This is a genomic window from Actinoallomurus sp. NPDC052274, assembly GCF_040679475.1.
GTDB classification, from domain to species: domain Bacteria; phylum Actinomycetota; class Actinomycetes; order Streptosporangiales; family Streptosporangiaceae; genus Actinoallomurus; species Actinoallomurus liliacearum.
In genome coordinates this window covers 170,836-197,081 of record NZ_JBFAUT010000006.1, presented here as the reverse complement: position 1 = coordinate 197,081, position 26,246 = coordinate 170,836, and the positions used below count along the sequence as shown (strand labels likewise).

Sequence of the window (26,246 nt, the reverse complement as noted above, 5' to 3'; positions counted from 1 at the left end):
GACCCCTGACGCGCGGGGGCGGCCTCCTGGCGGCGACTTCTTCGGGCGTCAGCCCGGTGACCCGCTGATCTCGGGTGATCACTGCGCGAGACCGGGCTCCCACCACGGGTCACGGTCGACGATCACGGCATCGACGCGCCACCACCCACGACCTCGTAAGTTGCGAGCTGAATCGCGGATTCAGCTCGACTTCCTGGTCGCCGAGTCCACTTTGTGCTGGTTCACAGTGCGACCACGATTTTGCCGTGAACATGCCTCTCGGCCTGCATCGTCACGGCTTCGCGAATCTGCTCGACCGGGAAGGTCGCCGCGATCGGCACCGTGATCTCGCCAGAATGGATCGCGTCGGCGATCCGTTCCAGGGCGCCCGGACCCGCATCGAGGGCGCCCGTCTTGCGTACACCGGGCGGCGGGGCGGGGCCGTCGGCCACGACGGAGATCCGCTCGGGTGCCACGCCGAGCTTGAGCGCGGTCTCGGCCGCCTCCCTTCCGAACAGGTCGGTGGCGGCGGTGATCCCCTCGGGCGCCAGGGCCCGCACCCGGTCCGCCAGGCCAGGGCCGTACGCCACGGGTTCGGCGCCGAGCCCGCGCAGGAATCCGAACGTGCGCTCGGAGGCGGTGCCGAGCACCCGGGCACCCGCAAGCTTCGCCAGCTGCACGGCGAAGACGCCCACGCCACCCGCCGCCCCACCGATCAGGACGGTGTCCCCGGTGCGGAGCCCGATCGCGGCGAGCGCGGCGGAGGCCGTCAGACCGGCCACCGGAAGCGTGGCCGCCACCTCGTCGCCGATGCCCTCCGGGGTGTGCCACAGCGTTTCCGCAGGTGTCTTGACCAGCACGAAATCGGCGACGGACCGGCCAATCGCAGCCCCGTACACCCGGTCGCCGGTCGCGAATCCCGTGGCTTCGGTGCCCACCTCGTCCACCACTCCAGCGAAGTCGCTGCCGAACCCGGCCGGCAAGGTGATGCCGAACCGCGCCGCCATGTCGGGCTGTGTGGTGATTTGCCAATCCATCGGATTCAGCCCGGCGGCCGTGACCCGGACGCGAACCTCGTCCGGTGCGGCGTGCGGCTCGGGCATCTCCTGCAGTTCGAGTACTTCGGGACCGCCAAATCGCCGGTAACGGACAGCTTTACTCATCGGTGACCCCTCCTGGCCAGTGATGGGACTTGGTCTTATCGATCGTACACACTGATGGGACTAAGTCCCGTACACTGCTCCCATGGCTCGCTGGCAACCCGACGCACCAGGACGACTCGCCGCCGCCGCCCTCGACCTCTTCGAGGAGCACGGCTACGAGAACACGACCGTGATCGAGATCGCGGGGCGCGCGGGGCTCACCAAGAGCACGTTCTTCCGGTACTTCCCGGACAAGCGCGAGGTGCTCTTCGGCAGGGGCACGGTGACCGATCTGCTCGTCGAAGGGATCGCCTCGGCGCCGCCGGCGGCCGGGCCGCTCGACGCGGTGGCGGACGCTCTCGATGCGCTCGGCCGGACGTTCTTCACCGACGACCGCCGCGAGTTCAGCGCCCGGCGCCAGGCCGTGCTGAACGCCAATACGGAACTACGTGAGCGCGAAGCCCTGAAAAGGATCGACCTCACCGCCTCGACGATCGAGGCCCTCAACCGCCGCGGAGTCCCGAGCCTGACCGCGCGCGTGGCCGCGAGCCTGGGCATGCTCGTCTGGGAGATCGCCTACGATCAGTGGATCGACACCAACAACAGCGAGGGCTTCGGCCCGCTGGCACGACAAGCGCTTGCCGAAGTACGCGCGGCCGCAGCCGTGCGCTAGTTGTACCGCCCAGGGAGGTTGGTCAACCTGGTGATAGGTGATTTGCCGCCGGTTGCGGTGTGGGGTCGGTGGTAGCTGATGCTGATGGCCAAGTCCCGGCGCAGGAAGGCCGAGAACGTCCGCCGCTGCTTCAAGCCCTCGCCGGAGGTCATCGCCGAGATGACCGGCCTCCTCGCACCTGGTGACGACCGGCGCCGAACTCCACCGGCCGGCCGTGCTGTCCGTCGCCGATACGGCAGTGCCGCACCGCACTGGGCCCTGGATCTGATCTGCACCCCCTTCGGGATGCCGATCCTGTGGGCGCCGCCGGCCCGAGACTCGGCGAACGCGAGGTCCTGGTGCTCATGTGCCCCGGGGCACGGGGCACGGGGCACGGGGCACGGGGCACTATCCACTCAGCCGACGTTGAACGCCTTGTCGACGGTCAGCGTGTCCTCGTACAGGCGCATACGGACGATCCGGTTGTCCTCGACCATCAGGTGCAGGGCGGCCGGTGTGGTGAACTCCTTACCCGTGGCCACGACGGTGTGCGTCCAGACCGCCAGCAGTACCACGTCACCACCGTCGACGATGATGCGCTCCAGCACGACCTTGCTCTTGCCGGGCGCGAAGTGCGGCCACATCGTGGTGAAGTACGGCGCGACCTCCTCCCGGCGGGTACGGCGCCCGGTCCAGGGCAGCGCGTCACTGCCGGGGACGTACCAGTCGATCTCCTCGGCGAACAGTTCCTGGATGCCGTCGGGGTCCTGCCTGCCGAGGCGCTCCACGAACTCCTCGGCCACGGTTCGCGAGGTCTGAGTATCTGTTGCCATCGTCCTTGTCCTTTGTCTTTTCGTTCGTATGAGGTGTGCCGGTCGGGCCTCAGCCCTGGAACAGGAAGTGCTTGCCGCTCGGCGGCCCGCCGGGCTGCATGAGCACCCCGCCTTTGCGCAGCGCGCCAGGCCGGCCGGCGCGAACCCGAATGCGGTCAGCAGCCGTGTGAAGGGGCCTGGCGCACTCGTCGTCACCGACGAGGAAGACGACCTGGTTGCCGTCCTCGTGGCGGGGATCGGGCTGCCGCATCGACCGCCCGGTAGTGGACCACGCTCTTCATGACTCACTCCTTTCGTGTCGAAGCCGTTGCCCTGACGACGGTCGCGAGTACGCGGCTCTCGGTTTGCGGTCTCGGCGACGAGGCGGTCGAGGTCGCCGAGATCCGCGGCATCACCCTGGACGGCGATGCCGCGGGCGCCGACCTGCGCGACGGCGGCGTCCAGCGCCGCCTTGCGGCGCCCGGCCAGGTAGACGGTCGCGCCCTCGGCGGCGAAACGGCGGGCGATCGCCAGGCCGATGCCGCTGGAGGCGCCGGCGACAAGGGCGGTCTTATCGTCCAGCCGTCCCATGAGATACTCCACTTCGAAATGTAACTATTTTGGCTACATCCGCAGGGCGCGGAATGCGGCCCCCTCGATCAGGGAAGTCGACAATCCGAGATCAGGCGGCTTTCAAGACGTCCCGCAGCACGTCCTCCAGCGTGGTCTTGGCCAGCTCCCTGCGCAGGGCGGCCTCCACATCGTCGTACACGGCGGTCATCGCCGGTCCGATGCCGCGGCCCACGACGCACTCGGAGTCCGGTGCCGCGCGGTGCAGGGCGAAGACCGGTCCCGGTTCGATCGCCCGGTAGACGTCGAGCAGGGTGATCGCCGCCAGGTCCCGCGCGAGCATCCAGCCCGCCCCCGCCCCCCGCCGTGACTCGGCCAGGCCGGCCTTGCTCAACTGGGCCAGCAGGCGGCGGATCACCACCGGATTGGTGTTGACGCTCGTCGCGATCTGCTCGGAGGTGGCGACCTCGTGACCACGCCGCTGATATAGCCCAATCCACGTCAGGGCATGCGCCGCGATGGTCAGTCTGCTGTTGGCGCCCACGTCGGACTCCATCTCCCTCGCCCCTCGACCCTGATCGTAACGATAGTTGTTACAACAGCATGCGGCAAATCTACGGACCCGGCCGGAGCGGCCTCGTCGGCCCGCCTGGCGCGTGCGCCCGGCCTTCTTCACCCATGGCGGGACGGGCTCCCGGCTCGCATTCCCACCCCATGCGGTCGAGCACGCCGCTGCGGGCGCCACCCGCACCGGCGGCGAGATACCGGCCATGCCGCAGGGGCCTGAACAGGTCCGGCAGCAACTCGGGGCGATAGTTCACGACGTAGACGGTTTGCGTGACGATGTGCGCCCGGCCGGAACCGGCGGCGAGCACGGCGCCAGATCGTGGACGATCTGGCGCATCTGCGTCAGGTGACCGTCGCGACCAGCGCGCCTTGGGCGTCCCACGCGACCTGGCCCGGAAGGAGAACGAGATCGGTACCGCGAGTGAGCACGGCGGGCGTGACGGCACCTGGCACGCTGCGCACACCGCTGGGGGTGAGATGCTCGGTCGTGCTCACGTGGTCACCGCCGCCTGCCGAGGCGCCCCGGCCCACGTCCGCAGTGCTGATTCCCGGGCGGCGACGTCCGGTGTTTCGTGTCGGCGACGCACCCATGCGACGTGACCGTCAGGCCGGACGAGCACTTCGACGAGATCTCCGGCCGCGGAGGGCGGGTCACCGGCCACGACCTCCACGCGGTCACCCCAGCCGGCCGCGACCGCGGCGGCCCCTTCCTGGGCGCCGGTGAAGTCGAGGTAGGCGAACCGCCCGGTTTGAAGCAGCTCCGAAACTCGCAGCCGGCGGCCGTCCGTGGCGGTGGACGGGATATCGGGCATCCGCGCGCCGACGAGCGGGTCGTCGTCCGAGGACGGGTAGGACGTCCCGAGCGCGGAGACGAGAGCGGCCAGGTGGCTGTTGACCTCCGGGATCTGCAACAGGTCATTCATCAGCTCCCGCAGCGCGGTCACCGGTTGCTGGTAGTCCGGTAGCAGGGTGAGTTCCAGCAGCAGTGTCTGGGCCTGGGTGTTGGCGGTGACCGTTCGTCCGACGGCGTGCCGTTCGGTGTGGTATCTGTCGAGCAGGCCGGCCGGAGCCCAGCCGTTGATCTCGGCGGCGAGTTTCCAGCCCAGGTTCATCGCGTCCTGGAGACCGGTGTTCAGTCCTTGGCCGGCCGCCGGGAAGTGGATGTGGGCGGCATCGCCCGCCAGCAGGACACGGCCTACCCGGTAGGCCTCGGCCAGCCGAGTCGCGTTACCGAAGCGGGACAGCCATCGTGGTTCGGCGATGCCGAACGACGAGCCCGCCATCCGGACCAAGGCGTCACGGAATTCCTCGAACGTGACCGGCTCCGACGCGGGGACCCGCATCCGCAGAGGATCGGTGACGACGAGACGGGTGGCCCCGCTTTCCAGCGGCACGATGAGCACTGGCGCGTCCTCACCCACAGCGGCGATGGCGTCGTGGTCGATGTCCATGAAGTCGCCGAGCATCGAGGTCATCGTGGCGTCCGTACCGGGAAACCCGATGCCCGCAATGTCCCGGACACGACTGCGCCCGCCATCGCATCCCACGACATATGCGGCGCGCAGCCCCGACTCGCCACCTGGCGCACGAACCGTCACCTCGACTCCATCCTCGTCCTGCGCCACCGCCAAGAGCTCGTGCCCGTAGGAGATCTCGACACCGAGTTCGCGAACTCGTTCCTCCAGCACCCGCTCGACGCGGGCCTGCTCGAGGAACAGGCAGTAGCCGTGCCGGGTCCGCAGGGCGGAGAAATCCAGCCGCTGGGGCAGACCCGCGAAATGCCAGCCGGGGACGGTGCGCCCCAGCTCCAGGAAACGGTCCGCGATCCCGCGCAGGTCCATGATCTCGATACTGCGCGGGTGCAAGGTCAGGGCACGAGACTCCTGATGCCTGGCGAGCCGGCGCTCGAGTACCCGCACCCGTACCCCCGCCAAGGCCAACTCGCTTGCCAGCAGCAGGCCGGTCGGGCCTGCACCGCTGATCACCACGTCGGCATCCACGACGCCTCCTGAATTTCCGAACAACGTTCATTTAATCTGTGAGAGCAGTGTCCGGCCAGGAAGCCCATCTGTCAAACCCGGTGCTAGTCTGCGGTTCGTATGGCAGAACACACGGCCGCTCGCCCCCGCGGACGCCCGCCCCGCGCCGACAGAGAGCAAGTCGTCCATGCCGCCCTCCGCCTGCTTGGCGAGGTGGGCCTCGACGCGCTCACTATGCGCAGACTCGCTGACGCCCTCGGCGTGCAGGCCGGCACCCTCTACGGCTACTTCCCGACCAAACGCGCCCTGCTCACGGCAATGGCCGAGGCGATGATGAGCGGCTGCCAGGATGCCGGCGAGAACGCGGCCACACCACGCGAGCAGGTGCTGGCACTCGCGCGCGGCCTGCGGACGGCGCTACTTGCTCACCGCGACGGCGCCCGGGTGTACGCGGGCACCCACGCCGTCGGACCGAACACGCTCGGCTTCTCTGACACCCTCATCGGGGCGCTACGCCAGGCGGGCGTTAATGCAGCAGCCGCGGTTCAGACCGCATTGCTGATCGTCCACTTCACCACCGGACACGTGCTCGAAGAGCAGGCCGCGACCGGCTCCGACCCGGAACTGCTAACCGAAATCGACGACTTGCACCAGGCGATCTCGCACGGCGAATACCCTCAGCTCACCGAAACCCACAAAAAGCTGACTGGCACCGACTTCACCCAACTCTACGAACGGGGCCTGCAACTCCTCACCAGCGACGTGCCGTAGCAACTGTCTGTGACCTCGCGGGGTCCGTCGCTCGTTCGATCTGGAGTTCCGGGCCGGAGCGGTGCGTATGGTGTAGGAGACTGATACGAGCTGCCGGCTTGGCCTGGGCGACCGCGGGCTCACCCCAGCCCAGCACTTTGGGTGCCTCTGCCAGCGATGTCATCAGCCGGCGGTACGTCCGGCCGTTGTCTGGGTCGGGTTGGCGTTGTTCGAACGCGCCGATCAGCCCGACCATCCGGACCTGGGCGTAAGGCTCGCGGTACGACCGGTGGACCTCCTGATACCCCAGGTAGACCGCGTCGCTGACGACGACCTGGTTCTCCTCGAACGCCTCCCGCACCAGGGTGTCCACCAGGTCGGCGTCGAACGATTCGGGCGTGCCGCCTGGCAGGTTGAACTTCCCCTGATCGTCCTGGATCAAGACGCGGCCGGTGTTCGGGCAGATCAGATACCCGTAGACCTGGGTGATCTCCAGTCCTTCTGCGACGGGGGCCTCGTGCCAGAAGTACTTCGCGGCGGCGTCGGGAGTCATTCCCCGCACGTTAGCCAGCAGCGGGCCGGGCCGTCCGCTGAACGCGCCGTGCGGCAGCAAGCGGCCAAGCCCAGCGCCACTCGACGTTCATAGCGCCGCTCGACGCCGACTCGGCAACGTCCCGGCCGCCCGACGTCCTGAATGCCCAGACCTACGAGACAGCGGACATTCAAGAGGATCATCCGCCGGCAAGGCGCCGCTCACCAAGGCCTGCACGTCGGGCGGAACCTGCCAGTAGGAGCTCGCCGGAAGAGCCGTCCTGTCGCTTCGCGTCCCCTTTACACGCCTCCAGTACATCGGCCACCAGCACCGACTGGTATGCGCCTGAGCACCTGCGTTGGCGAATTCGGCTCCCTGATGCCGCCGTGTCCTCCAGCGCTGCCTGGATTTTCACCGTGGAGACGGCCGCAGCAGGAGCGGGCTAAGGTCGACAGGAGGCCTCCTCGTGCGGATATCCTCGGGTGTCAATGGGCTCGCTCGTACTCTTCGACGACCGTCGCCGGGATACGACCGCGTTCGCTGACCTCGATCCCATGAGCCTTCGCCCACGCGCGGATGTCCGCGCTGCGCTGGCGGCGGCTGGAAGCGGCACGGCCTCGATGACGCCGGACCCCACCGCCACCGGCCCGCCGTCCGTGCTCTATGAACGGCGACAGGCGATCACGCATGCTGGCGCGGAAGGCCTTCGGGCTGTCATCTGGCGATGCTGCGATGGTGCTGACCGGCATCGCCCACGGCCACTTGCTCCAGCACGTCGACGTGCTGGAGCACCCACTCGCCCCGACCTCGACGTCTGGGATGAGGTCGTCGAGATCACCATGACCATCACCGGCCGGACACCTGACCATCTACGACCCCGCACTCCCCGAAAGCGCCACCCCTTACGCTGCTGGCTGCGATGCAGCCAGCGCGAGGTCGGCAGCTACAACGGCGGGGGCGGCAGCGGAGTGGCCGCAGCCAGCGCGGGTGCCGGGCAGGCGGGCGGCCCGCTCGGCGGTGATGGGAGCTGACGAGCCTACTCTGTGGTTTTATCCAGTCGTCCGGCCAAGCCGGCCTGCTTGATCAGCCGTCCCCAGCGTTCGCTGCGCCCGAACTCGCGGGCTATTGCCCTCCCCGGCGGCAACTCGCCTTCGGGCGTCCGGCCCACCTCCAAGCCTGCTTTTGGAGCACCGAATCGCCTCGGCCGCCTCTTGCTTGCGAACGCCGACGGCCAGCGCCGTCGATGCGCCCAGGCGCAGGACATTCTGAAGGACCTATGAGGCCAAACGCTCTATCCATATGCGACTCCTCTGAGCCGTCAGGAGCGACCGAAGCGGTGGTAAAGGATTTCTCCGAAGGCACCGTCGTCGCGCCGGGAGGCATATGAGGCTCCTGAGAATCGGCAGGTGTCCCAGCGGACGTCGTATGAGGCAGGTATGAGGCAGGGCCCTCGGACCCCGTCTCCCGCGGACTGGCATGCCTGATCTGCCGCATCAGCAGCTCATACGATCCGATGAGAGCACAGCTCGGCCATCCGGCGATCAGTCGGCCGACCGCCGAAGGCTCAGCAACGGCGACGTTCGCGGCCAGGCTTGCGGCACTACCGATGATGAGCAGCGTCCACGGCAGTTACCCCGCTGCGCCTGCCACGGCGAGAGTCCAACAGCAAAGACATCGACGAGACCGCGATCATCCGTCGACCGACACCGGAAGCAGCGCCGCAGTCCACGACGTCTCCCCATACCGCCGGACCAGCAGATACGTGTGCTTGTACGACACCACCGCCGCAACCGCGGCGAGCACGAGGACGCTGGCGATCGTCGTCCACCGGATCGCTCGCTCTGCGCTGGAAGGCCCCTCAGCCACGGCGACCTCCCCCACGGGGAGTCCCTGGCAGGGATACGCTCGCCCACCATATCAATGCAGGTCAGGCCGTGTGCCTGACCTGCATTTTGGTTTAGTTATGGCACCGTACACGGTCAGCATGTCGCCGTCGCGGACATGGGACGGCGCGGGCGGTCTCCACGCCCCCGCCGACCTTTTCAGAACGCCCTCTAGCGGTTCAGGAGTCGTCGCGTAGGACGGCGGCGACAGGCCCCGGTCGGTCTCGATCCCCGCCAGCACCTCGACGTCGTCGGCCTCCTGCCCGGCCGCCTCACCCACGATCGCATGCAGCCGGACCATGCCGGCCACGCCCTCGGGCAACCATGCCTTGGCCAGCCGCCCGCCCGCGCCGTTCATCACCTCCACATCGTGGTGGTCTTCGGCCCAGTCATCCCCAACGAACGACCGCAACGGCCCTCCCGTTCTCAATGCCGATCACCTGCAGCAGCCGGCGGGAGAACCATCAGTGACCCGATCAAGCAGTGCTCACACCGGCCGACCGGCGGGCACGACATCCGAACCGGCGACGGACCCCAGGATGACGGGGCCGCCTCCACTGGCGTGTCTGAGCCGGTCAACCGCGCATGACCGGAGTGCCCTCCGGGGTTGACCTGCGCACCTGAGCAGGACCCGAGAACTATTTGCATATTCGCGCAACAAGGTGCAGAATTGGCCTCGGTTCGGCGTCTGCGGGGAAGGGAGGCAGCCATGAGTGGCGATCCGCATAGTCCCGGCTGTCTCGCGAGTCACCGTTGACGTCGTCATTGCCGAGTTGATTCGGTCTCACCTGCGTCGTGAGCCCTCACCGCCGCGCGTCGCCGCCTCGGTGGGAACGGTGTACCCGCGAGCTGCCCTCGCTGTGTTCCTGATCTGGTGATCGAGGGGGTTCGTGATGAATGTGCCGCGCCTGGTGCCGGGGCGGGCGTCACTGAGTACGCGGGTGGTCCGCCGGATGGCGGAGTTCTCCTGGGTGGATGTGGTAGTCGCCGTGGCGGTGCTGGTCGGGCTGTACGTGGTGGTACGGGTCGGCGGCGGGACGACGGTGTCGTTCGTTCCGTCGAAGGTGAGCGGCATCGATACCGATCCCGCGCGCCTGCCGTACTACGCGGCCCGGAGCCTGCTGCGGATGTTCGCGGCGCTGGGACTGTCCTTGGCCTTCACGCTGGTCTGGGCGTACGCGGCGGCGCATTCACGGCGGCTGGAGCGCGTACTGATTCCCGCGCTGGACATTCTGCAGTCGGTGCCGATCTTGGGCTTCTTGACGATTCTGGTGACCGGTTTCATCGCGCTGTTCCCGCATTCTCTGTTCGGGCTGGAGTGCGCGTCGGTGTTCGCGATTTTCACCTCCCAGGCGTGGAACATGACGTTCGCGTTCTACCACTCGTTGATCACGGTGCCACGTGAGCTGGATGAACTGTCGCGCAGCATGGGTTTTTCGCGGTGGATGCGGTTCTGGAAGATCGAGTTGCCCTCCGGCGCGATCAACCTGGTGTGGAACGGGATGATGAGCTTCGGCGGCGGCTGGTTCTTCCTGGTGGCCTCTGAGCTGATCAGCGTGTCCAACCGCCACTACGTCCTGCCCGGTGTCGGCTCCTACGCCGGTACGGCGATCGCCACCGGTGACCTGAGCCGAGTGGGATGGGCGATCGCGACGATGGCGGTCATGGTGATCGGAGTGAACTTCTTGTTCTGGCGGCCCCTGGTGGCCTGGGCCGAGCGGTTCAAGGTCGAGCAGTCGGAGGCCGTCCACGTGCAGCGCTCGCTCGTGCTCGACTTCCTGCGCCGCTCACACTGGCCGCGCGCCCTCGGCCGTGTCATGGCCCCGCTGCGGGAGGCCGCGAATCGGGCGGGGCGCGTCTTCGGAGTCGATGACCGGCCCCTGCAGGAGCACCCCCTGCGCCGGCGCGCCGGAGACCTGGCCTTCGCGCTCGTGGTGTGCGGGCTGACCGGCTGGGGCCTGCTGGATCTGCTGGGTTACCTGCGCGACCGTACCGGGCTGAGTGTTTTCACTCAGCCGCTGCTCCTCGGGTTGGCCACTCTCATACGGGTCGTCGTGTTGGTGGCGGCGGCCACGCTCGTGTGGGTGCCGATCGGCGTGAAGATCGGCTTCTCCCCTCGACTGACGCGGATCGCCCAGCCGGTGGTACAGATCCTGGCCAGTTTCCCCGCCAACTTCCTGTTCCCGCTCGCCACCTGGTTCTTCCTCAAGACCGGCCTGAGCTTGAACATCGGCGGGATCCTGCTCATGGCACTGGGCGCCCAGTGGTACATCCTGTTCAACACCATCGCCGGCGCCATGGCGATCCCCACCGACCTGCGCGAGGCAATGGACGACCTGGGCGTGAGGGGCTGGCGGCGCTGGCGCCGCCTGATCATCCCCGGCATCTTCCCCGCCTACGTCACCGGCGGCATAACCGCTTCCGGCGGAGCCTGGAACGCCTCCATCGTGGCGGAGATCGTCACCTTCGGCGGCACGACACTGACCGCCACGGGGCTGGGCGCCTACATCGCCCACGCCACCGAACACGGCGACTACCCCAAGATCCTCGCCGGAATCGCCGTGATGTCCCTGTACGTCGTCGGGCTGAACCGCCTCGTCTGGCGGCGGCTGTACCGGCTCGCCGAGAACCGATACTCGTTGTGAGGGCGTGGAGGCCGAAGACGATGACCACGACCATCGGAACCCGCACCGGCGCCGAACTCCTGTCAGTGCATGGGCTGACCAAGAGCTACGCCGGCGCCGACGGCGAACTGCCCGTCCTGGCCGGCATCGACGTGACGATCCATGAGGGCGAGATCGTCGCTCTGCTGGGCAAGAGCGGGTCGGGCAAGTCCACGCTGCTGCGCTGCCTGGCGGGTCTGATCCCGCCGAGCTCGGGCACGGTCAGCTATCGCGGGGACCCGCTGAAGGGTGCGAACCCCGGCACCGCGATGGTGTTCCAGACCTTCGCGCTGCTGCCCTGGCTCACGGTGCAGCAGAACGTCGAGGTCGGCCTGGAAGCACGCGGCATCGGCGCGGCGCGGCGCCGCCAGGCGGCGCTGAAGGCGATCGATCTCATCGGCCTGGACGGGTTCGAATCGGCCTATCCCAAGGAGCTGTCCGGCGGGATGCGCCAGCGCGTCGGGTTCGCCCGCGCCCTGGTCGTCGAACCCGACGTGTTGCTGATGGACGAGCCGTTCTCCGCCCTGGACGTGCTGACCGCGGAGAACCTGCGCGGTGAGCTGCTGGAACTGTGGGACTCCGGGGAGTTCCCCACCAAGGCGATCGTCGTGGTCACCCACAACATCGAAGAGGCCGTGCTGATGGCCGACCGCGTCATCGTGCTCGGCTCTCGCCCCTACGGCACCATTCGTGCCAGCTACGACATCACCCTGGACCGCCCCCGCGACCGCGACTCACGCCAGTTCACCGCGCTCATCAACGAGATCTACCGCACCATGACCGGTCGTGGCGAACAGGCCGCCCCGCTCCCGCCGCACGGCGTCGAGACCGCACGTCCCCGGCCCACGCTCGCCGACTCCCCACTCCCCGCCGCCTCGGTGGACGGCCTGGCCGGGCTGGCCGAGATCCTGCAGCGCCATGACGGCCACCTCGACATCGCAGCCCTCGCCGACGAGCTCGGTCTCGAAGTCGACGACCTGCTTCCCCTCGTCGACGCCCTGGAACTGCTCGGGTTCGCCACCCTGGACGGCGGCCACGTCGCCCTCTCCGACGAAGGGCTGGCGTTCTCGGCCGCCGACGTGCAGGACTCCAAGAAGATCTTCGCCGCCGCGGCGCTCGAGGTCCCCTTGGTCCGGCTCATCACCACCAGCCTGGAGAAGAGCGTCGACGGCGGCCTGCGATACGGGTTCTTCCGCGACCTGCTCGCCCACCACTACACCAGCGAACAGGTCACCGCCCAGTTGGAGGTCGCCACCGACTGGGGCCGCTACGCCGAGCTGTACTCCTACGACGCCAACCACGAGGAGTACATGCTCGACCCTTCCCGCGCCACGAGCCTCGACCACGACGACGAACCCGGAATGTCCACCGCCTGAACGGCCGCACGAAACCCCGCGGAGGGGGCTACGCGAAGGAGGGCACCGATGGCTCAACGACTCTCGGCAGGTCCTCGCCGAACGTTTCGCTGTGGCGATGCACGCAATCGGACCGGCGGTCCGTACCCGAGCCGAGCGGCGGCCGCTCCCATGGCCACCGGTCGGTACGTCCGGCATCGTCGTCGGCGGGTTCGGCTGTCGCTCACGGCGGCCGGCCTGTTGGTGAGCAATGCCGCGATCCTGCTCGCGGAGCCTGCGCTCACTCCCCTGGCCCTGGACATGACGGCACTGGTCGCCGTCAGGATCGCCATGAGCTGGACTCGCCCGGCGGGCCGACGCGCCCACCCGGCCCCTTGCCCCCACCGTCCGGTCGGGTAGCGCTAGCCGGCCGACGAGGCCGGGCCGGGACGGGTGCGGGCCGGCGGTCAGGCTTGCAACGTGCTCTGGATGAGCCTCAGCCCGATGTCCAGCCCGATCTGCGCCAGGATCCCGGCCCCGCAGGCCCCCACGATCGCGACCGCGACCGGCTCAAGGAACGGAAGCAGGGATCGCAGCGCGTCGGCCAGACCCGTGGACAGGGCGAGCTGGGGAATGCTGATCGTTATCGTCATGATGGACCTCCCGTCCGCGCCGACGAGACGGCGCAACGCGCACCCGTCGGGACCGGGCGAGCCGGTCCCAGCGCGACGGTCAGCCCGCGAGCCGCAGGCCGCGCGTGCCGGGTGCAGCGGAATCCGGTCGATGATCACTGCTTGCATCGGGACTCATTCCGCTCACCTCCTCGCGGTCATGGCCCAGTGGACCTGCGGCTTCGCCTCCATTAGACCCCGCGGCCGACATATCGTCAACTTATTGCGCAAGTAAGCAATCAAAACCCGCCGTCGGCGCGTCCGCGCGACCGATCGGGCGGTGGCTTCGCGGTCTTCAGGTCGTCGTCGTGCTCCCGGGTCGGCAGCACACCACGCACGCGCCGCTGTTCGGATTGATCGCATGCGCCTTGGGGGTCGCTTCGCGCCTCGTATCGCTCATGGCAGGCGTGCGAACCATGCCAGCGAAAGAACACCGCCGGTCAGCGCGAACACGAGCGCGACAGCGAAGTAGCGTGAGGCCGACTCCCGGCGTTCGGTGCGAAATCCGAGCGAGCTGCCGATGTGCTTGTAGACCTGAGACAACTCCGATCCGGCCTCGGCCTCGTACGCCTTGCCGCCGGTACCCTCGGCGAGATTGCGCAGGGTGGTCTTGCTGGGCGGCACAGGTATCGTCTCTCCACCGATGGTCACGGTGCCGTACGAGGTTCCGAACGCGATGGTCGACACCGGGATCTTCGCCGCCTTCGCCGCGGCGGCCGCCTCGATCGTGGAACGCCCGCTGGTGTTGTCACCGTCGGACATCAGCACGATGTGGCCGGGCGGCGGCCCTTGCCTCCCGCGCGCGTCGAAGGACCGGATGGACTGCAGGGCGGTGAACACCGCCTCACCGATCGCCGTGCTCGGGCACAGGCGAAGACCATCGATCCCATGCGCGACGGCATCGCGATCGATGGTCGGAGCGACGACCGCGGAGGCATTGCCGCAGAATCCGATCAGACCCACGTTGAACCGGACCGGCAGGCTCCATACGAACTTCTTCGCCTGCGCCTTGGCCGCCTCGACGCGGCTCGGCGCCACATCGGTCGCCTTCATCGACAAGGAGACATCGATCGCCACGATGATCGTGGCGCGTTCACGCGGAACCCTCACCCGCCGCGCCGGCCGCGCGAACCCGACCAACAGCACCGCGATCGTCGCCAGGAAGAACGCCGCCGTCACATGCCGTCGCCACCCGGGGCGGCGCGGCGCGATCTGGGCCAGCAACGCCAGGTTGGTGAACCGTACCGCGTATCTCTTCCGGCGCCTCTGCATCAGCAGATAGGCGGCGACCATGACGGGAACCAACAGCAGCCACCACAGCCGCTCCGGAGAGAGAAACGTCACGGGAGCCACCCGAGACGCCATCCGGGAACGACGCCTTGCCGCGAGGTGGTCATCGCCGGTGCCGCCCTGGGTCGCTACGGTCGGCGGCGGCATCACCTCTCATCACGACTCCGTCACCCGATACGCCCCCGTGCCCCGGTCCCCGGATCTGTGCTTACGCCGGTGCCGGACCCCGCGCGATGATCGGTACCGGCACGACGGCTCCCACCTGTGCGGGCACCGCCACCCCCCGAGGCCCTTGCCCTTCCTGTGGCGGGTCGACCTGACCGGTGATGTACCCGGTCAGCAGCCCCGCACCCTCCAGCAGGTCGCGAACCTGCGAGTTCGCCGCCCTGTAGAAGATTCGTGTTCCGTCCCGGCGCGAGCTCACCAGACCGGCCGCACGCAACTTCGCCAGATGCTGCGACACCGCGGCCACATGCGCCCCCACCAGTTCCGAAAGCTGGCCGACCGCTCGCTCCTCTTCGGCCACCGCCCACAAGATCTGAAACCGCGTCGGGTCGGCGACCGCCTTCAGGACCGAGACGATCGCGTCAACGCTGACCACTGGTGACTCAGACGAAGCTTGCGCGCTCATGCAACAACCCTAATTCACCAACGACCGCTACCACGCCCCCGCAGCCCTCGCCGCGAGTAGACACCGACCATCAGCAACGCGGTGACGGCCGCGGTGATCAACACCAACGAAACGGCACCTCGCGCCGGGTCCGGCAACAGCCAGACGATCAGCATCTCGCTGGGCAGCACTATCGCCACGACCGGTATTGGACGCATCACCCAGGCATGCCGTCTCACGGCGCCTCCAACGAAACTCGAGCTACTTGCATGATTGCGCAATAAGCTTAATTCAATTCGGCGCCGAGCGCCATCGCTGTTCCATGCGCTCACGGAGGGGATCGCCCAGGAACATGGCACAGCCTGACGGCCATCACCGGGGCTGCCCGACGTACGGTCGCGCGCCTCTAGAGCCGCGCGGCACCGGATGCGCCCGGCCGACCTGGCCGCCCTCTTACTCGGAGCGGCCCGGCTCGACCAACGGCCGGGTGAAGCCCGAACCAGTCAGCCGGCAGGGTGATGCCCCTCTGACGGTTGAGCCCGGTGCCGTACTCGGCTGAGTGTTGGAGTGGCGTCGAGCAGCCCCTTGGTCTCGGGGCTTTCGGCCTCGGAGAGGCGATCGGCGGGGAGGTCTTCGACAATGTGGCCGTCGGCGAGGGTGATGACCCGGTCGGCGATGCGTCGAACCACGCGTAGGTCGTGGGTGACGAGGACGAGGGTGCGGCCGAGGTCGCGGCGCAGGTCGACGAGCAGGCGCAGGATGTGCTCATGGGTGAGGACGTCGAGGCCGCTGGTGGGTTCGTCGGCGAGCAGAAGCCGGGGGCGGCTGAGCCAGGGCACGGGCGATGGCCACGCGCTGGCGTTCACCGCCGGACAGCGTGGCGGGGTGGCGGCGTGCGATGGCCGGGTCCAGGCCGACGCGGCGTAGCAGGTCGTCGTCGTACGGGCCGGCTTCGGCGATGACCTGGCGGACGCTGTGGCGGGGGTCGAAGGCGGCGGGGTGCTGGAAGATCAGGCCGGTGCGGCGGCGTAGGGTGCGGCGTCCGCGTTCGGCCAGGGCCCAGACGTCGTGATGGACGGTTCCGGAGTCCGGACGGTCGAGGGTTGCGAGGGCGCCGATGAGGGTGGATTTGCCGGATCCGCTGCGGCCGACGATCGCGATGGACTCCCCTGGAGCGATCTCAAGGTCGACACCGTCGACCGCGATGGTGCTGCGACCTCGGCCGCGCAGGGCGCGGGTGAGACCTTTGCCGGAGAGAGCGGTTCCGGAGCGTTCGCCGGGTCCGGCGTAGGTCGTCGCGAGAGCGGAGGCGTCGGTCAGCTCACGAGTGAGCTCCGCCGTGGGCCGGGCGAGGACGTCGGTGACGGGTCCGTGTTCGACGATCCGGCCGTGGTGGATGACGGCGATGTCGTCGGCCCAGCGTGCGGCGGCTGCCAGGTCGTGCGTGATGAGCACGATGGCGCGTTCGCCTGCCTGGGCGCGCAGCAGGTCGAGGACGGTTCGCTGGGTGATGGGGTCGAGGGCGGTGGTGACCTCGTCGGCGATGAGGACCGCGGGTTCGTGCACGGTCGCGATGGCGAGGGCGCCGCTGGGCCTGGCCGCCGGACAGTTCGAATGGGTACGCCGTTGCGAGCGCCGGGTCGAGGCCGTTCCGGGCGAGGCGGCGCCGGGGTCGCCGGTGCGGTGGGCTCGTACGGTCTCGGTGAGGTGTCTGCCGACGGTGATGACGGGGGAGAACCAGTACTCCGAGTACGGCAGCGGTGACCCCGCCAAGGCGCGCCTGCTTCTGCTGGAGGAGTTCCTGACCGACCTGCTCACCCGCCTCGGCGGGCAGAACGTCTCAGCCGACGACCTGCGCGCCGTCGAGCCTGCCCTCCACATGGGTAGGGCCCGGCTGACGCCGGGCCCTTGGTTGGAGCACTCGTTGAGTGTGAGCTGAGCCGGCACTGCGTGCCGACGGTGTCGTTCAGGCCCGCGTCGCTGTTCCGCATGCGAGCAGCGTTGCGGCCACCGGCGCCATGAAGGCGACGGTGCCCACCACTGAGGCCAGGGACGCGCCGGTCGAAGTGGATGACGTCGGCCGCGCGCGTGAGCGTGAGCCCGGTGCCCCCGGCCTTCAGGCTGAGGACGAGCACCTTCGGACCGTCGTCGGACTGGAACCGGCGGACGATGTCGGCCCGTTGCTCCTGGTTCAGGCCGCCGTGGAAGAACGGCGTACTCACCTCGAACTGTTCGGCGAAGTGCCGGACCAGCAGCTCACCGGTCTGCCGGTACTGGGTGAAGACGAGGGTCGGAGAGTCGTTCTCCAGGTTGTTGGCCCCGATGTCGGTGCACAGGTCGAGCTTGCCCGACCTGCCCGACAGCTCCCCGAGGTCGTCCGTGATCAGGCCCGGATGGTTGCAGACCTGCTTGAGCGAGGTAAGGACGGCGAGCACCTTGGTCTGCCGCTGGGTGCCACTGCCGAAGCCGTCGTCGATGACCTGCTCCAGCAGCCGGTCGTACAGCCGCTCCTGCTCCTCGGTGAGGTCGCATAGGAGATCGGCGTGGATCTTTGGCGGGAGCGACCCCGCGACCTGGGACTTCTTCCGCATCAGCACGACGGGCTCGATGGCCCCGCGCAGCCGGGCGGAAGCGGCCGGGGAGCCGTCCGAGATCGGCCGCACGAAACGGCGGCGGAACTGCGTGCGGTTCCCGAACAGGTGCGGTGCGACCAGATTGAGCAGGGCCCACAGCTCGTCGAGGTGATTCTCGACGGGCGTCCCGGTCAGGGCGATCCGCGCGTCGGCCGCGATGGTGCGCGCGGCCTTCGACACCTGCGTACGGGGGTTCTTCAGGCTCTGCGCCTCGTCGAAGACCGCGGTGCTCCACTGGATCCGCGCCAGGGCCGGGCTGTGCGTGCGCAGCGTGGGGTAGCCGGTGAGCACCACCGTGCCGTTGTCCACCTCGGGCAGCGGCCCGCCGCGCCAGATCGTGGTCCGCAGGTCGGGTGCGAACCGCGCGATCTCGTGTGCCCAGTTCCCCACCAACGAGGTGGGACAGACCACCAGTTGCGGCCCCTTCTCGGCGCGTCCGGCGACACAGCCGATGGTCTGCAGGGTCTTGCCGAGTCCCATTTCGTCGGCCAGCACCGCGCCGCCGTGCGTGTCGATGGTCTCGCGCAGCCAGCTCACCCCGCGCACCTGATACGGGCGCAGCTTGGCGGTGAGCGCCGTGCGCATCTCGGCCCCCACCGAGGTGGTGTGGCGGAAGACGCCGCTCGCGTGTTCCGCCGTCGTAACGGCGACGCCCGTGGCGTCGGGGACCGCGTGCGCAGCGATCGGCAGAGCCGACTCGCCGCCCGCGATCCACGACCGCCAGATGTCCACCGACCGGCCGGGCGAGTCGAGGGGCACGGTCACGAGCCGGTCCGGCTCGATCAGCACGCAGTCGACGTCGGACACCTTGAGCCCGCCGAGGTCCGGCGTCGGAACGACCAGGGGGACGGTCTCGACGTCACCGACCGGCGGGGCCGCCCCCACCGCGCCGTCGGCCCAGGTCCACAGGGCGAACATGTGCCGGTCGGGCAGGTATGTGGCCTGAGTGTCCGACCGCGCCTCGGGGAGTTTCTGCCTGGTTCCCATGGCGTCAGCGGGTGCCAACGTCGGCGCCCTCGCGGGCGGTCAGGTCCTCGGCACCGGCCCGGGGGGCCGTCTCGTCCGCGGTCGGGCCGCCGTCCCGCGCGGGCTCCGGCGCGCCCCCGGCAGCCGCGGGCTTGCGGACCGAGCGCAGGGCGAGCAGCAGCACGGCCGCGCCGAAGAGCGCGACGAACATGATCCAGACCGCGCCGACATGCATGGCGTGGACGAACGCGTTGTCGGCGGCGTGCCCGAGCGCGGGCAGGTGGGACGTGGTGGCGACGTGCCGCGCCTGTTCGGCGGAGACCCGCGCCTGCTCCCGTACCGGTCCGGGGACACCGTCCAGCGACGGCTCGATCGCGCGTCGGTACACGATCGACATGATCGTGCCGCCGACGGCGATACCGATCACACTGCCGGTCTGGCGCACGGTGTTGGTGACGGCCGACCCGGCACCGGCCCGCTCCAGCGGCAGGGTGCTGATCAGCGCCGCGGTCACCGGGCCGATCACTATGCCGATGGACAGGCCCTGGACCAGCAGCACGACCTCGATCCAGACGAGGGGCGTGCCCAGTCCGAAGAGCCCGTACGCGCCCATGGTCAGCGCCGCGACGATCAGCGCCGGCACGGCGACGAGCCGCAGCGACCAGCGGTGCACCAGGCGGGTGCCGACGGGCGCGCCGAAGATCGCGCCGAGCGCGGTCGGGAGGCTGGCCAGGCCCGCCTCGATCGGCGAGTAGCCGCGCACGCCCTGCAGGTAGAACGCGTTGTAGAAGGTGACCGCGGACACGGCGAACAGGAGCAGGCCGAGCGCCACGTTGCCGCCGCCGAACGCGCGCTGGGCGAGCAGCCGGGGATCAAAGCTCGGCATCTTGGTGCGCAGTTCGACGCGGACGAACACGGCCAGCAGAATCAGTCCGACGACGATCGGCGCCCAGACGTCCGTGCGGCCCCAGGCCGCCACCTGACCCGCGCGGATCAGTCCGTAGGCGGGCGCCGCGAGACCGGTGATGGACAGCAGCATCCCGGCCGGGTCCAGCGGTCGCACGGCGGGGCTGCGGAAGTTCGGGACCAGCAGGGCGATGCCGATCAGCGCGAGGACCACAACCGGGACGTTGACCAGGAAGACCGAGCCCCACCAGAAGTGGTCGAGCAGCACACCGGCGAGCACCGGGCCCACGGCCATGCCGACACCGGCGGAGGTCGAGAAGATGGCGATCGCGGTCGATCGCGCCGCGCCGGTGAACGTCCACATGAGGATGGCCAGGTCGGCCGGCATGATCAGCGCGCTGCCGACGCCCATCGCCGCCCGCGCGGCGATCAACTGCCCCGCGCCGCCCGCGTACGCCGCCCACACCGAGGACGCGGCGAAGACCACCAGGCCCGTCGCGAGCACGGCCCGGTGGCCGAAGCGGTCGCCCAGCGCACCCGCGGTGAACATCAAGGTGGCGAAGGCCAGCGTGTACGAGCCGGTGGCCCATTGCAGCTCGGCCGGGCCGGCGTTCAGCCCACGGACCGGGTCCGCGAGGGTCTCCAGGGTGGTACTCAGGACGGTGTTGTCCAGCCAGATCAGCAGCGAACACATCATGAGAACGGTGAGAATCAACTGCTGCCTGGACTTCGGCAACGTGGATGTAGCCATGAATACCTTTGGGTGCGCTCTGGAAAACTGACAAGCGGACTGTAGGCAGCCATCAGGCGTGTGTCAATTCCCCGGGGACCGATAACGGTCGGCGATTCTTCGGTGCTCCCGAGGGCATGCCGCCAAGCACTCTGTCAATTCTTGAAGATGTGAGCGGACCGGCGGTTTAGTGCGCTTCCGTGGGCATACCGCCAACCGCCTTGTCAATTCCTGGTCCTGCTGTTTGACCTCGCGATGGTGAGGTGCCGCCGCCGCGCAGGCGCTCCCGGAGCCCGTTGCCGGGAGCTGCAGCGTATCCAGACGACTACCCCGTGCGGACGACCCCTTCGGCCTGTCGGTTCAGCAGGCTGAACGTTCTTCCCGGCGTATTTTTGAATGGCGGGATTGGAATTCACCACGGTCAGCGGAACGGAAATCGCCGGCACACACATGGAGAGGAAGAGGATGACCTTACGGGGTTGCCCCGCGTCGCGGCCATGCGGCCGCTCCCCCAATTTTTGCTCCCATGCTCCCGTCGGGAACGGGGAGTACCGGGAGCACACGCCATTCCCGAACCGTCCTCAACCGGCGTCAACGTGCGCCATTGGACGACACCGACCTGCGACATTTCGAAAAATCGCAGGTCAGGCCTTGATCGGGACGACATTTGACACGGTAGAGGCCGCTGGTTCAATCCCAGTACCGCCCACCGCATGAAAGTGCAGGTCAGGAGCCCTGCTTCTCTTCTGGAAAGGCGGGGCTTCAGGCTTGTGTCGTGCTGCCGGTGGCAGCGTGCTGCCGCGATCACCGCGAAGGGCATGGGGGTCCTCGTACACGGCAGGGGATCAAAAGAGCGGACCGGCCGAACGGCGGAGGTCCCATTCATAGGTTGTCGGCATGGACGTACGCCGCTTACTCGTCGCCGGGTTGGTTGCTGTGGCGGCGGCCGGGGCCGGATGCTCGACCGGCACTGCGAAGGCGCCGTCGCGATCCGGCGACATCGTGACGCCTCGGCCGGTTCGCGGTCCGGGTTGGAACTACTCCTATATCGGCCGGACCGACCAGACGCCGCAGCGCGTCGTGGCCGCCGGGGCGACCGAGGCGTGGGCGTACGGGCGGCGCGACGTGTCGATCAACGGTTCCGTTCCGCTGCTGCACTTCGACGGGCGCAGTTGGCGTGAGCAGAGCCTTCCGCAGACGTCCCAGCCCGTCGAACTCGACTGGATCGCCGCGTCGGGGCCGGACAACGTGTGGGTCTTCGCCCACACCAAATCCGCACTGACGAAGGTCTCATTCCCGGCATCTGAGGCGGTCCCGCCGCTTCCCGTGGAAGACCTCCCGTAGCCGCCCCCGCGGTCCCCGCCGTGCGCTGGCCTTCAAGACTCGGAAACTTTTTGCTCTGACGGCGTATCTACACCACCGGTAAGGCCCTGCCCCGAGAGGAGCTGTTCCGGATGGTGCGTCGCGTTCGTGTGCTGTTGGTGTCTGCGTTGCTGCTGGTAACGGGATCGGTGATGGTGTCGGGGCCGGCCTCGGCTGTCATCGGCGGGTCGAAGAGCACTTACGGCCCATGGGCGGTGCGCATGCTCATCGACGGCAAACCGGTGTGCACCGGGACGGCGGTCACGAAGCAGTGGGTGATCAGCGCCTCGCACTGCTTCTTCGAGCAGGGGCAGGCGGTCGCCGACAAGCGGATCTCGTTCCGGGTCGGCAACCTCGACATGCGTAAGGGCACCACTGTCCGCCCGGTGGGCAAGCGGGCGGGGAACGCGCGCGCCGACATGATGCTCATCAAGGTCTCGCCGATGAAGATCCGCCCGGTTCGCCTGGCCACGGCCCATGTCCACCCCGGTGAGATCGTGCGGCAGTACGGGTGGGGCGCCACCTGCACCGCCGATGAGAACACCTGTCAGTCGCCCGTGCTCAAGCAGTCGACGCTGCGGGTCCTACGGCCGGACGCCCGCCGCTGCGAGGGCTACGCCGTACCGGGCGGCACGGACTTCTGCATGGAGAAGGTGTCCGGGATTCCCGCCGGCGGCGACTCTGGGGCCCCGGTGATGAGCATCGGCGCACACGGCAAGGAGACCCTGCTCGGCGTCTTCTACGGCTCCGACCGAGAGAAGATCGCCGGGGCCGGGGAGATCGCCCAGCAACTCGCCTGGATCCACAAAGTCACGAAGCGATAGCGCGGAGCGCAACCCCGAGGCCGGCCCCGTGTCGTCGATCCGAGCCGACTTCGCGGGAGGCGGCTACGGCATCTTCTCCCCATCTCAGCGGTCCCCTGGCCGGATGCGTAGCGCTGTGCCCCGCGCACGGCCCTCACCGGCTGGAGCACTGGCACGTCGAACCGGGGCAGCGGGTCGGATCGGCCGTGCTGCGCATGTTGCTGGAGCGATGCGACGGCGACGGCGCCCGGATGCGGCTGAACGTGCTCCAGGGCAGCCGGGCCCGTCGGCTGTACGAGCGCCGCGGTTTCACCGTGGAGACCGAGGACCCGCTGGATGTGTTCACGGTCCGCGAGCCGGCCGCCGCCCTGTGCGCTCACGCCCCGTGGTAACCGCGAGCGCGGAGCGGCGGGCCGTTCAGGCCCGTACGGGCGCCCGCTCGTCGAGAAGGCCCGCCGCGACCAGATCGGCCCACATCCGGCCCGGCACCTCCGCCCGGTACGCGGCGATGTTGTCCCGTACCTCGTCCGGTGAGCGCATGCCGACCACGATGCCGGCGACCGCCGGATGCAGCAGGGGGAACGCCATCGCCGCTTGGGGAAGGGTCACACCGTGTGCCTCGCACACGGCCGCGATCCGACGTGCCCGCCGCAGGATCTCCGGCGAGACGGGGGCATAGTCGAAGGGCGCTCCCTCGGCGGGGCGGGGTGTGGCGAGCAGGCCGGAGTTGAAGATCGAGGCAGCCAGCACCGACACGCCGCGTGCGGTGCACGCCGGCAGCAGGTCGTCGAGCGCGCTGTGGTCCAGCAGTGTGTAGCGGCCGGAGAGCATCACCACATCGACATCGGTCTCCTCGACCAGCCTGGTCAGCATGCCGGGGTGGTACATGCCCGCCCCGACGGCGCCCACCACGCCCTGGGAACGCAGCTCCGCCAGCGCCGGGTACCCGTCGCGCAGCGCGTCCTCAAAATGCTGCTCCGCGTCATGCAGGAACAGCACGTCGATGCGGTCCACGCCCATACGGCTCACGGAGTCCTCGACACTGCGCAGGACACCGTCGCGGGAGAAGTCCCACACCCGGCGGTGCGTGGCCGGCACGTGGAACGACTCGTCCCGGCGTCCGGCAGGGTCCTGCTCCACGAGGAGCCGTCCGACCTTGGTCGAGAGGGTGAAACCGCCTCGGGGCATGCTCCGGAGGAACTCACCGGTTCGGCGCTCCGAGTGCCCGATGCCGTAGTGCGGCGAGGTGTCGAAGTAGCGGATGCCACAACTCCAGGCCGCCTCGAGCGTGTTGGTGGCGGTTTCGTCGTCCAGTGGTGCGAAGAGGCCGCCGAGAGGCCCGCCGCCGAAGCCCAGCTCCGTGACCTCCACCGTGCTGCGCCCCAGCCGTGTCGTCCTCATCCGGTCGGTCTCCCCCGTACGGCGTCCCCATGCGACACACAGAGTGTCGCGGCGCCGGACCCGCGTATCCAACCGGTTTTTCGGCCCGGCGCGGGCGGGCGGCCGGGCGAGATCCCACGGACGGCACACCGCCGCGACACCGGCGGACGCCGTGGCGCGTCTGAGCAATGTCGCCTGCGAATCCCCAGGAGGTCCGATGAGCCATGCCACGGGCATCGCCGAGATGCTGCGCGCCGAGCAGTCCCGGCTGGTCGCCGAGTTCGAGCGTTATGACCAGGACGGACGGTTCCGCGTCCGGGAGTGGAACCGGTCCGGGCTCGGTGGCGGCCGTGCATGCGTGCTGGAGCGGGGGCGCATCTTCGAACGCGCCGGAGTGAACGTCTCACTCGTCCACGGCGACCGGGTGCCGCCCACGATCGCCGATACGGTCCCGGGCACCGACGGGCGGCCGTTCACCGCCACGGGGATCTCGATGGTGTTGCACCCGCTCAACCCGTACGCGCCGTCGTTCCACGCGAACTTTCGATTCTTCGGCGTGACCGACGGTGGCGCGGAGGAACGGTGGTTCGGCGGCGGCTGCGACCTGACGCCGGCATACGGCTTCGAGGCTGACGCCGTCCATTTCCACACGACGCTCAAGGCGTGGTGCGACCGCCATCCGCCCAGCCGGTACGCCGAGTGGAAGGCGGCCTGCGACGACTACTTCACCATTTCCCACCGTGGAGAGATGCGCGGCATCGGCGGAGTGTTCTTCGACCACCTGTCCGAGCAGGGCCCGGCGGGGTTCGACCGGTGCCTCGCCCTCGTCGAGGACGGCCTCGCCACCATCCTGCCCGCCTACCTGCCGATACTCGACCGCCGCTGCCCGATGCCGTACGGCGAGCGGCAACGTGCCTGGCAGTTGCGGCGGCGGGGACGGTACGCCGAGTTCAACCTCGTCTATGACAGAGGGACGCGCCGCTGGTCCGAGGTCCTGTCCGAGACTGTGCGTTCTTCACATGCGATCCGTGACAGCGGCACTGTCGCCCCCTCCCCGCTCGCTGCCAGCATCGTCGTGCAACAGCAGTACAGAGGAGGAAAACGTGATCTCGTCGATCGTTCCGAACGGATACTTCGGCTCTTGGGAGAAGATTCAGACCAGCCTGAGCGCTGATGACCAGTTGGCCTGCCTCAACCTCGTCGCCCGTTTCGAGTGGTGCTTCGACGCGCGCAACTTCGACGCGCTGGCCGGCATGCTCACCGACGACTTCGTCCTGGACCACGTCTGGGGTTACCGAGAGGGCCGGGACGCGGCGTTGGCACTGCTGCGCGAGAAGCTGCCGATCAACGACGGGCTGCGTCACGCAAGCCTCAACCCGACCGTCTACGGCGAGGAGGACGGCACCGCCGTAGCACTGTCGTACCTGCTCGGCGTGCTCGTCGGCGAGGACGCCGGCGGACCGCAACGCCCGATCATCGCCGGCGAAGGCGTACGCGTCGACCGCTTCCGCAAGGAGAACGGCGTGTGGCGGATGACCGCCTGCGCGGTGGACCAGATGTGGGTGCACAGCTCGTTCCCGATCCCCGACGCCGAGCGCGCCCACTATCGCCTCAACGCCGCCGAGCGCCCCACGGCCTGACGGCCCGTGGCCGACCCCGACCGCCGGGAACGCCGCCTGATCCGGTCGTGGCCGTGCCGGACCGGTTCGAGGCGTGGTCACCGCCCCGGCAGAGCGGGCCCGTGTCGCCGGCGAGCGGCACGACGTCCTGGCCACCGGGACCGTACGACGCGGAGGCGGCGGGCGGACCACGGCCCGGCAGGTCCGGCCTGGCGGCGCTGGCCCGGCCCCTGGCCGCCCCCGGTCTGGAGGTGGTGACCCGGCGGATGGCCTGGACGACGCGCTCGACGGGTCGGTCGAGGCTGCCCCGGCCGGGGGCCGGGGCCGGGGGCCGGGGCCGCATCGGCCTTCCGCCGGTAGGAGCCCGAAGGCACGGCGGCAGGGTCGCGTGTTCCAGCCCGATCGCCCATGTC

28 protein-coding genes and 1 pseudogene are annotated in these 26,246 nt (G+C 69.0%); 9 read left to right on the top strand and 20 right to left on the bottom strand.

Annotated elements, in window-relative coordinates:
* Window positions 1–221: 221 nt before the first annotated feature.
* Entirely contained in the window at window positions 222–1,082 is an 861-nt protein-coding gene (locus AB0K82_RS07980; protein ID WP_364394158.1) for an NADP-dependent oxidoreductase, read from the bottom strand.
* 142 nt (window positions 1,083–1,224) lie between these two features.
* Here AB0K82_RS07980 and AB0K82_RS07975 point away from each other — a divergent pair, with 142 nt between their 5' ends.
* Window positions 1,225–1,794 carry a TetR family transcriptional regulator gene (locus AB0K82_RS07975; protein ID WP_364394156.1) on the top strand — a complete coding sequence of 190 codons (570 nt, stop codon included), beginning with the start codon at window positions 1,225–1,227 and terminating at the stop codon, window positions 1,792–1,794.
* A 395-nt stretch (window positions 1,795–2,189) separates the two neighbouring features.
* Here AB0K82_RS07975 and AB0K82_RS07970 read toward each other — a convergent pair whose 3' ends face one another.
* From AB0K82_RS07970 to AB0K82_RS07945, 6 genes and pseudogenes are all read right to left on the bottom strand, one after another.
* A complete protein-coding gene (locus tag AB0K82_RS07970; RefSeq protein WP_364394236.1) occupies window positions 2,190–2,606 on the bottom strand; it encodes a nuclear transport factor 2 family protein in 417 nt (138 codons plus the stop codon).
* A 49-nt stretch (window positions 2,607–2,655) separates the two neighbouring features.
* The gene (locus AB0K82_RS07965) at window positions 2,656–2,856 is read right to left on the bottom strand and encodes a hypothetical protein (protein WP_364394241.1); all 201 of its coding nucleotides are present in this window, start codon (window positions 2,854–2,856) and stop codon (window positions 2,656–2,658) included.
* 149 nt (window positions 2,857–3,005) lie between these two features.
* Window positions 3,006–3,176 (bottom strand): annotated as a pseudogene (locus AB0K82_RS07960) (SDR family NAD(P)-dependent oxidoreductase); the annotation flags it as partial.
* A 91-nt stretch (window positions 3,177–3,267) separates the two neighbouring features.
* Window positions 3,268–3,699, bottom strand: a complete 432-nt coding sequence (locus AB0K82_RS07955; RefSeq protein WP_364394233.1) for an Rrf2 family transcriptional regulator — start codon at window positions 3,697–3,699, stop codon at window positions 3,268–3,270.
* A 365-nt stretch (window positions 3,700–4,064) separates the two neighbouring features.
* Window positions 4,065–4,217, bottom strand: coding sequence for a hypothetical protein (locus AB0K82_RS07950; RefSeq protein WP_364394153.1), 153 nt, complete (start codon window positions 4,215–4,217; stop codon window positions 4,065–4,067).
* The gene (locus AB0K82_RS07945; RefSeq protein WP_364394151.1) at window positions 4,214–5,722 is read right to left on the bottom strand and encodes an FAD-dependent monooxygenase; all 1,509 of its coding nucleotides are present in this window, start codon (window positions 5,720–5,722) and stop codon (window positions 4,214–4,216) included. Before AB0K82_RS07945 ends, AB0K82_RS07950 begins: the two co-directional genes overlap by 4 nt.
* Before the next feature lie 99 nt (window positions 5,723–5,821).
* Here AB0K82_RS07945 and AB0K82_RS07940 point away from each other — a divergent pair, with 99 nt between their 5' ends.
* A complete protein-coding gene (locus AB0K82_RS07940; protein WP_364394148.1) occupies window positions 5,822–6,472 on the top strand; it encodes a TetR/AcrR family transcriptional regulator C-terminal domain-containing protein in 651 nt (216 codons plus the stop codon).
* On the opposite strand, the gene AB0K82_RS07935 is transcribed toward AB0K82_RS07940, so the two are convergent.
* The 4 genes from AB0K82_RS07935 to AB0K82_RS07920 form a co-directional block, all read right to left on the bottom strand.
* Window positions 6,453–7,004 carry an NUDIX domain-containing protein gene (locus tag AB0K82_RS07935; protein ID WP_364394146.1) on the bottom strand — a complete coding sequence of 184 codons (552 nt, stop codon included), beginning with the start codon at window positions 7,002–7,004 and terminating at the stop codon, window positions 6,453–6,455. The genes AB0K82_RS07940 and AB0K82_RS07935 overlap by 20 nt on opposite strands.
* 464 nt (window positions 7,005–7,468) lie before the next feature.
* A complete protein-coding gene (locus tag AB0K82_RS07930) occupies window positions 7,469–7,672 on the bottom strand; it encodes a histone-like nucleoid-structuring protein Lsr2 (protein ID WP_364394231.1) in 204 nt (67 codons plus the stop codon).
* A 1,000-nt stretch (window positions 7,673–8,672) separates the two neighbouring features.
* The gene (locus AB0K82_RS07925; protein WP_364394143.1) at window positions 8,673–8,849 is read right to left on the bottom strand and encodes a DUF2637 domain-containing protein; all 177 of its coding nucleotides are present in this window, start codon (window positions 8,847–8,849) and stop codon (window positions 8,673–8,675) included.
* A gap of 51 nt (window positions 8,850–8,900) precedes the next feature.
* Window positions 8,901–9,278 carry a hypothetical protein gene (locus AB0K82_RS07920; protein ID WP_364394140.1) on the bottom strand — a complete coding sequence of 126 codons (378 nt, stop codon included), beginning with the start codon at window positions 9,276–9,278 and terminating at the stop codon, window positions 8,901–8,903.
* Between the two features lie 481 nt (window positions 9,279–9,759).
* Between AB0K82_RS07920 and AB0K82_RS07915 the strand changes: the two genes are divergently transcribed.
* Together AB0K82_RS07915 and AB0K82_RS07910 are read left to right on the top strand one after the other, a co-directional pair.
* Window positions 9,760–11,511, top strand: a complete 1,752-nt coding sequence (locus tag AB0K82_RS07915) for an ABC transporter permease subunit (RefSeq protein WP_364394137.1) — start codon at window positions 9,760–9,762, stop codon at window positions 11,509–11,511.
* Window positions 11,512–11,531: 20 nt separating this feature from the next.
* Entirely contained in the window at window positions 11,532–12,905 is a 1,374-nt protein-coding gene (locus AB0K82_RS07910) for a nitrate/sulfonate/bicarbonate ABC transporter ATP-binding protein (protein ID WP_364394134.1), read from the top strand.
* A gap of 425 nt (window positions 12,906–13,330) precedes the next feature.
* Here the strand turns inward: AB0K82_RS07910 and AB0K82_RS07905 are convergent, their stop codons facing one another.
* The 8 genes from AB0K82_RS07905 to AB0K82_RS07870 all read right to left on the bottom strand — a co-directional run bounded on the left by AB0K82_RS07905 (window position 13,331) and on the right by AB0K82_RS07870 (window position 20,690).
* Window positions 13,331–13,516, bottom strand: a complete 186-nt coding sequence (locus AB0K82_RS07905) for a hypothetical protein (RefSeq protein WP_364394132.1) — start codon at window positions 13,514–13,516, stop codon at window positions 13,331–13,333.
* Window positions 13,517–13,930: 414 nt separating this feature from the next.
* Window positions 13,931–14,971 carry a VWA domain-containing protein gene (locus tag AB0K82_RS07900; RefSeq protein WP_364394129.1) on the bottom strand — a complete coding sequence of 347 codons (1,041 nt, stop codon included), beginning with the start codon at window positions 14,969–14,971 and terminating at the stop codon, window positions 13,931–13,933.
* Window positions 14,972–15,032: 61 nt separating this feature from the next.
* Entirely contained in the window at window positions 15,033–15,455 is a 423-nt protein-coding gene (locus AB0K82_RS07895) for a metalloregulator ArsR/SmtB family transcription factor (RefSeq protein ID WP_364394126.1), read from the bottom strand.
* 14 nt (window positions 15,456–15,469) lie between these two features.
* On the bottom strand, window positions 15,470–15,634 hold the full coding sequence (locus AB0K82_RS07890) for a hypothetical protein (protein ID WP_364394124.1): 165 nt from the start codon (window positions 15,632–15,634) through the stop codon (window positions 15,470–15,472).
* Window positions 15,635–15,937: 303 nt separating this feature from the next.
* On the bottom strand, window positions 15,938–16,273 hold the full coding sequence (locus AB0K82_RS07885) for a hypothetical protein (RefSeq protein WP_364394122.1): 336 nt from the start codon (window positions 16,271–16,273) through the stop codon (window positions 15,938–15,940).
* Window positions 16,200–17,207 carry an ATP-binding cassette domain-containing protein gene (locus AB0K82_RS07880; RefSeq protein WP_364394120.1) on the bottom strand — a complete coding sequence of 336 codons (1,008 nt, stop codon included), beginning with the start codon at window positions 17,205–17,207 and terminating at the stop codon, window positions 16,200–16,202. The genes AB0K82_RS07885 and AB0K82_RS07880 overlap by 74 nt, the downstream gene beginning before the upstream one ends.
* 41 nt (window positions 17,208–17,248) lie before the next feature.
* Window positions 17,249–19,054, bottom strand: a complete 1,806-nt coding sequence (locus AB0K82_RS07875) for a DEAD/DEAH box helicase (protein ID WP_364394118.1) — start codon at window positions 19,052–19,054, stop codon at window positions 17,249–17,251.
* A 4-nt stretch (window positions 19,055–19,058) separates the two neighbouring features.
* The gene (locus AB0K82_RS07870; RefSeq protein WP_364394115.1) at window positions 19,059–20,690 is read right to left on the bottom strand and encodes an MFS transporter; all 1,632 of its coding nucleotides are present in this window, start codon (window positions 20,688–20,690) and stop codon (window positions 19,059–19,061) included.
* 981 nt (window positions 20,691–21,671) lie between these two features.
* Here AB0K82_RS07870 and AB0K82_RS07865 point away from each other — a divergent pair.
* From AB0K82_RS07865 to AB0K82_RS07855, 3 genes are all read left to right on the top strand, one after another.
* Window positions 21,672–22,013 carry a hypothetical protein gene (locus AB0K82_RS07865; protein WP_364394113.1) on the top strand — a complete coding sequence of 114 codons (342 nt, stop codon included), beginning with the start codon at window positions 21,672–21,674 and terminating at the stop codon, window positions 22,011–22,013.
* Between the two features lie 128 nt (window positions 22,014–22,141).
* Window positions 22,142–22,855 carry a trypsin-like serine protease gene (locus AB0K82_RS07860; RefSeq protein WP_364394111.1) on the top strand — a complete coding sequence of 238 codons (714 nt, stop codon included), beginning with the start codon at window positions 22,142–22,144 and terminating at the stop codon, window positions 22,853–22,855.
* Window positions 22,856–23,040: 185 nt separating this feature from the next.
* Window positions 23,041–23,226, top strand: coding sequence for a GNAT family N-acetyltransferase (locus AB0K82_RS07855; protein ID WP_364394108.1), 186 nt, complete (start codon window positions 23,041–23,043; stop codon window positions 23,224–23,226).
* Window positions 23,227–23,251: 25 nt separating this feature from the next.
* Here the strand turns inward: AB0K82_RS07855 and AB0K82_RS07850 are convergent, their stop codons facing one another.
* Window positions 23,252–24,235: an aldo/keto reductase gene (locus AB0K82_RS07850; protein WP_364394106.1), complete on the bottom strand. Its 984-nt coding sequence runs from the start codon at window positions 24,233–24,235 to the stop codon at window positions 23,252–23,254.
* A gap of 196 nt (window positions 24,236–24,431) precedes the next feature.
* On the opposite strand from AB0K82_RS07850, the gene hemF reads away from it, so the two are divergent.
* Entirely contained in the window at window positions 24,432–25,388 is a 957-nt protein-coding gene (gene hemF / locus AB0K82_RS07845; protein WP_364394104.1) for an oxygen-dependent coproporphyrinogen oxidase, read from the top strand.
* A complete protein-coding gene (locus AB0K82_RS07840) occupies window positions 25,318–25,854 on the top strand; it encodes a nuclear transport factor 2 family protein (RefSeq protein ID WP_364394102.1) in 537 nt (178 codons plus the stop codon). The genes hemF and AB0K82_RS07840 overlap by 71 nt, the downstream gene beginning before the upstream one ends.
* Window positions 25,855–26,246: the final 392 nt, after the last annotated feature.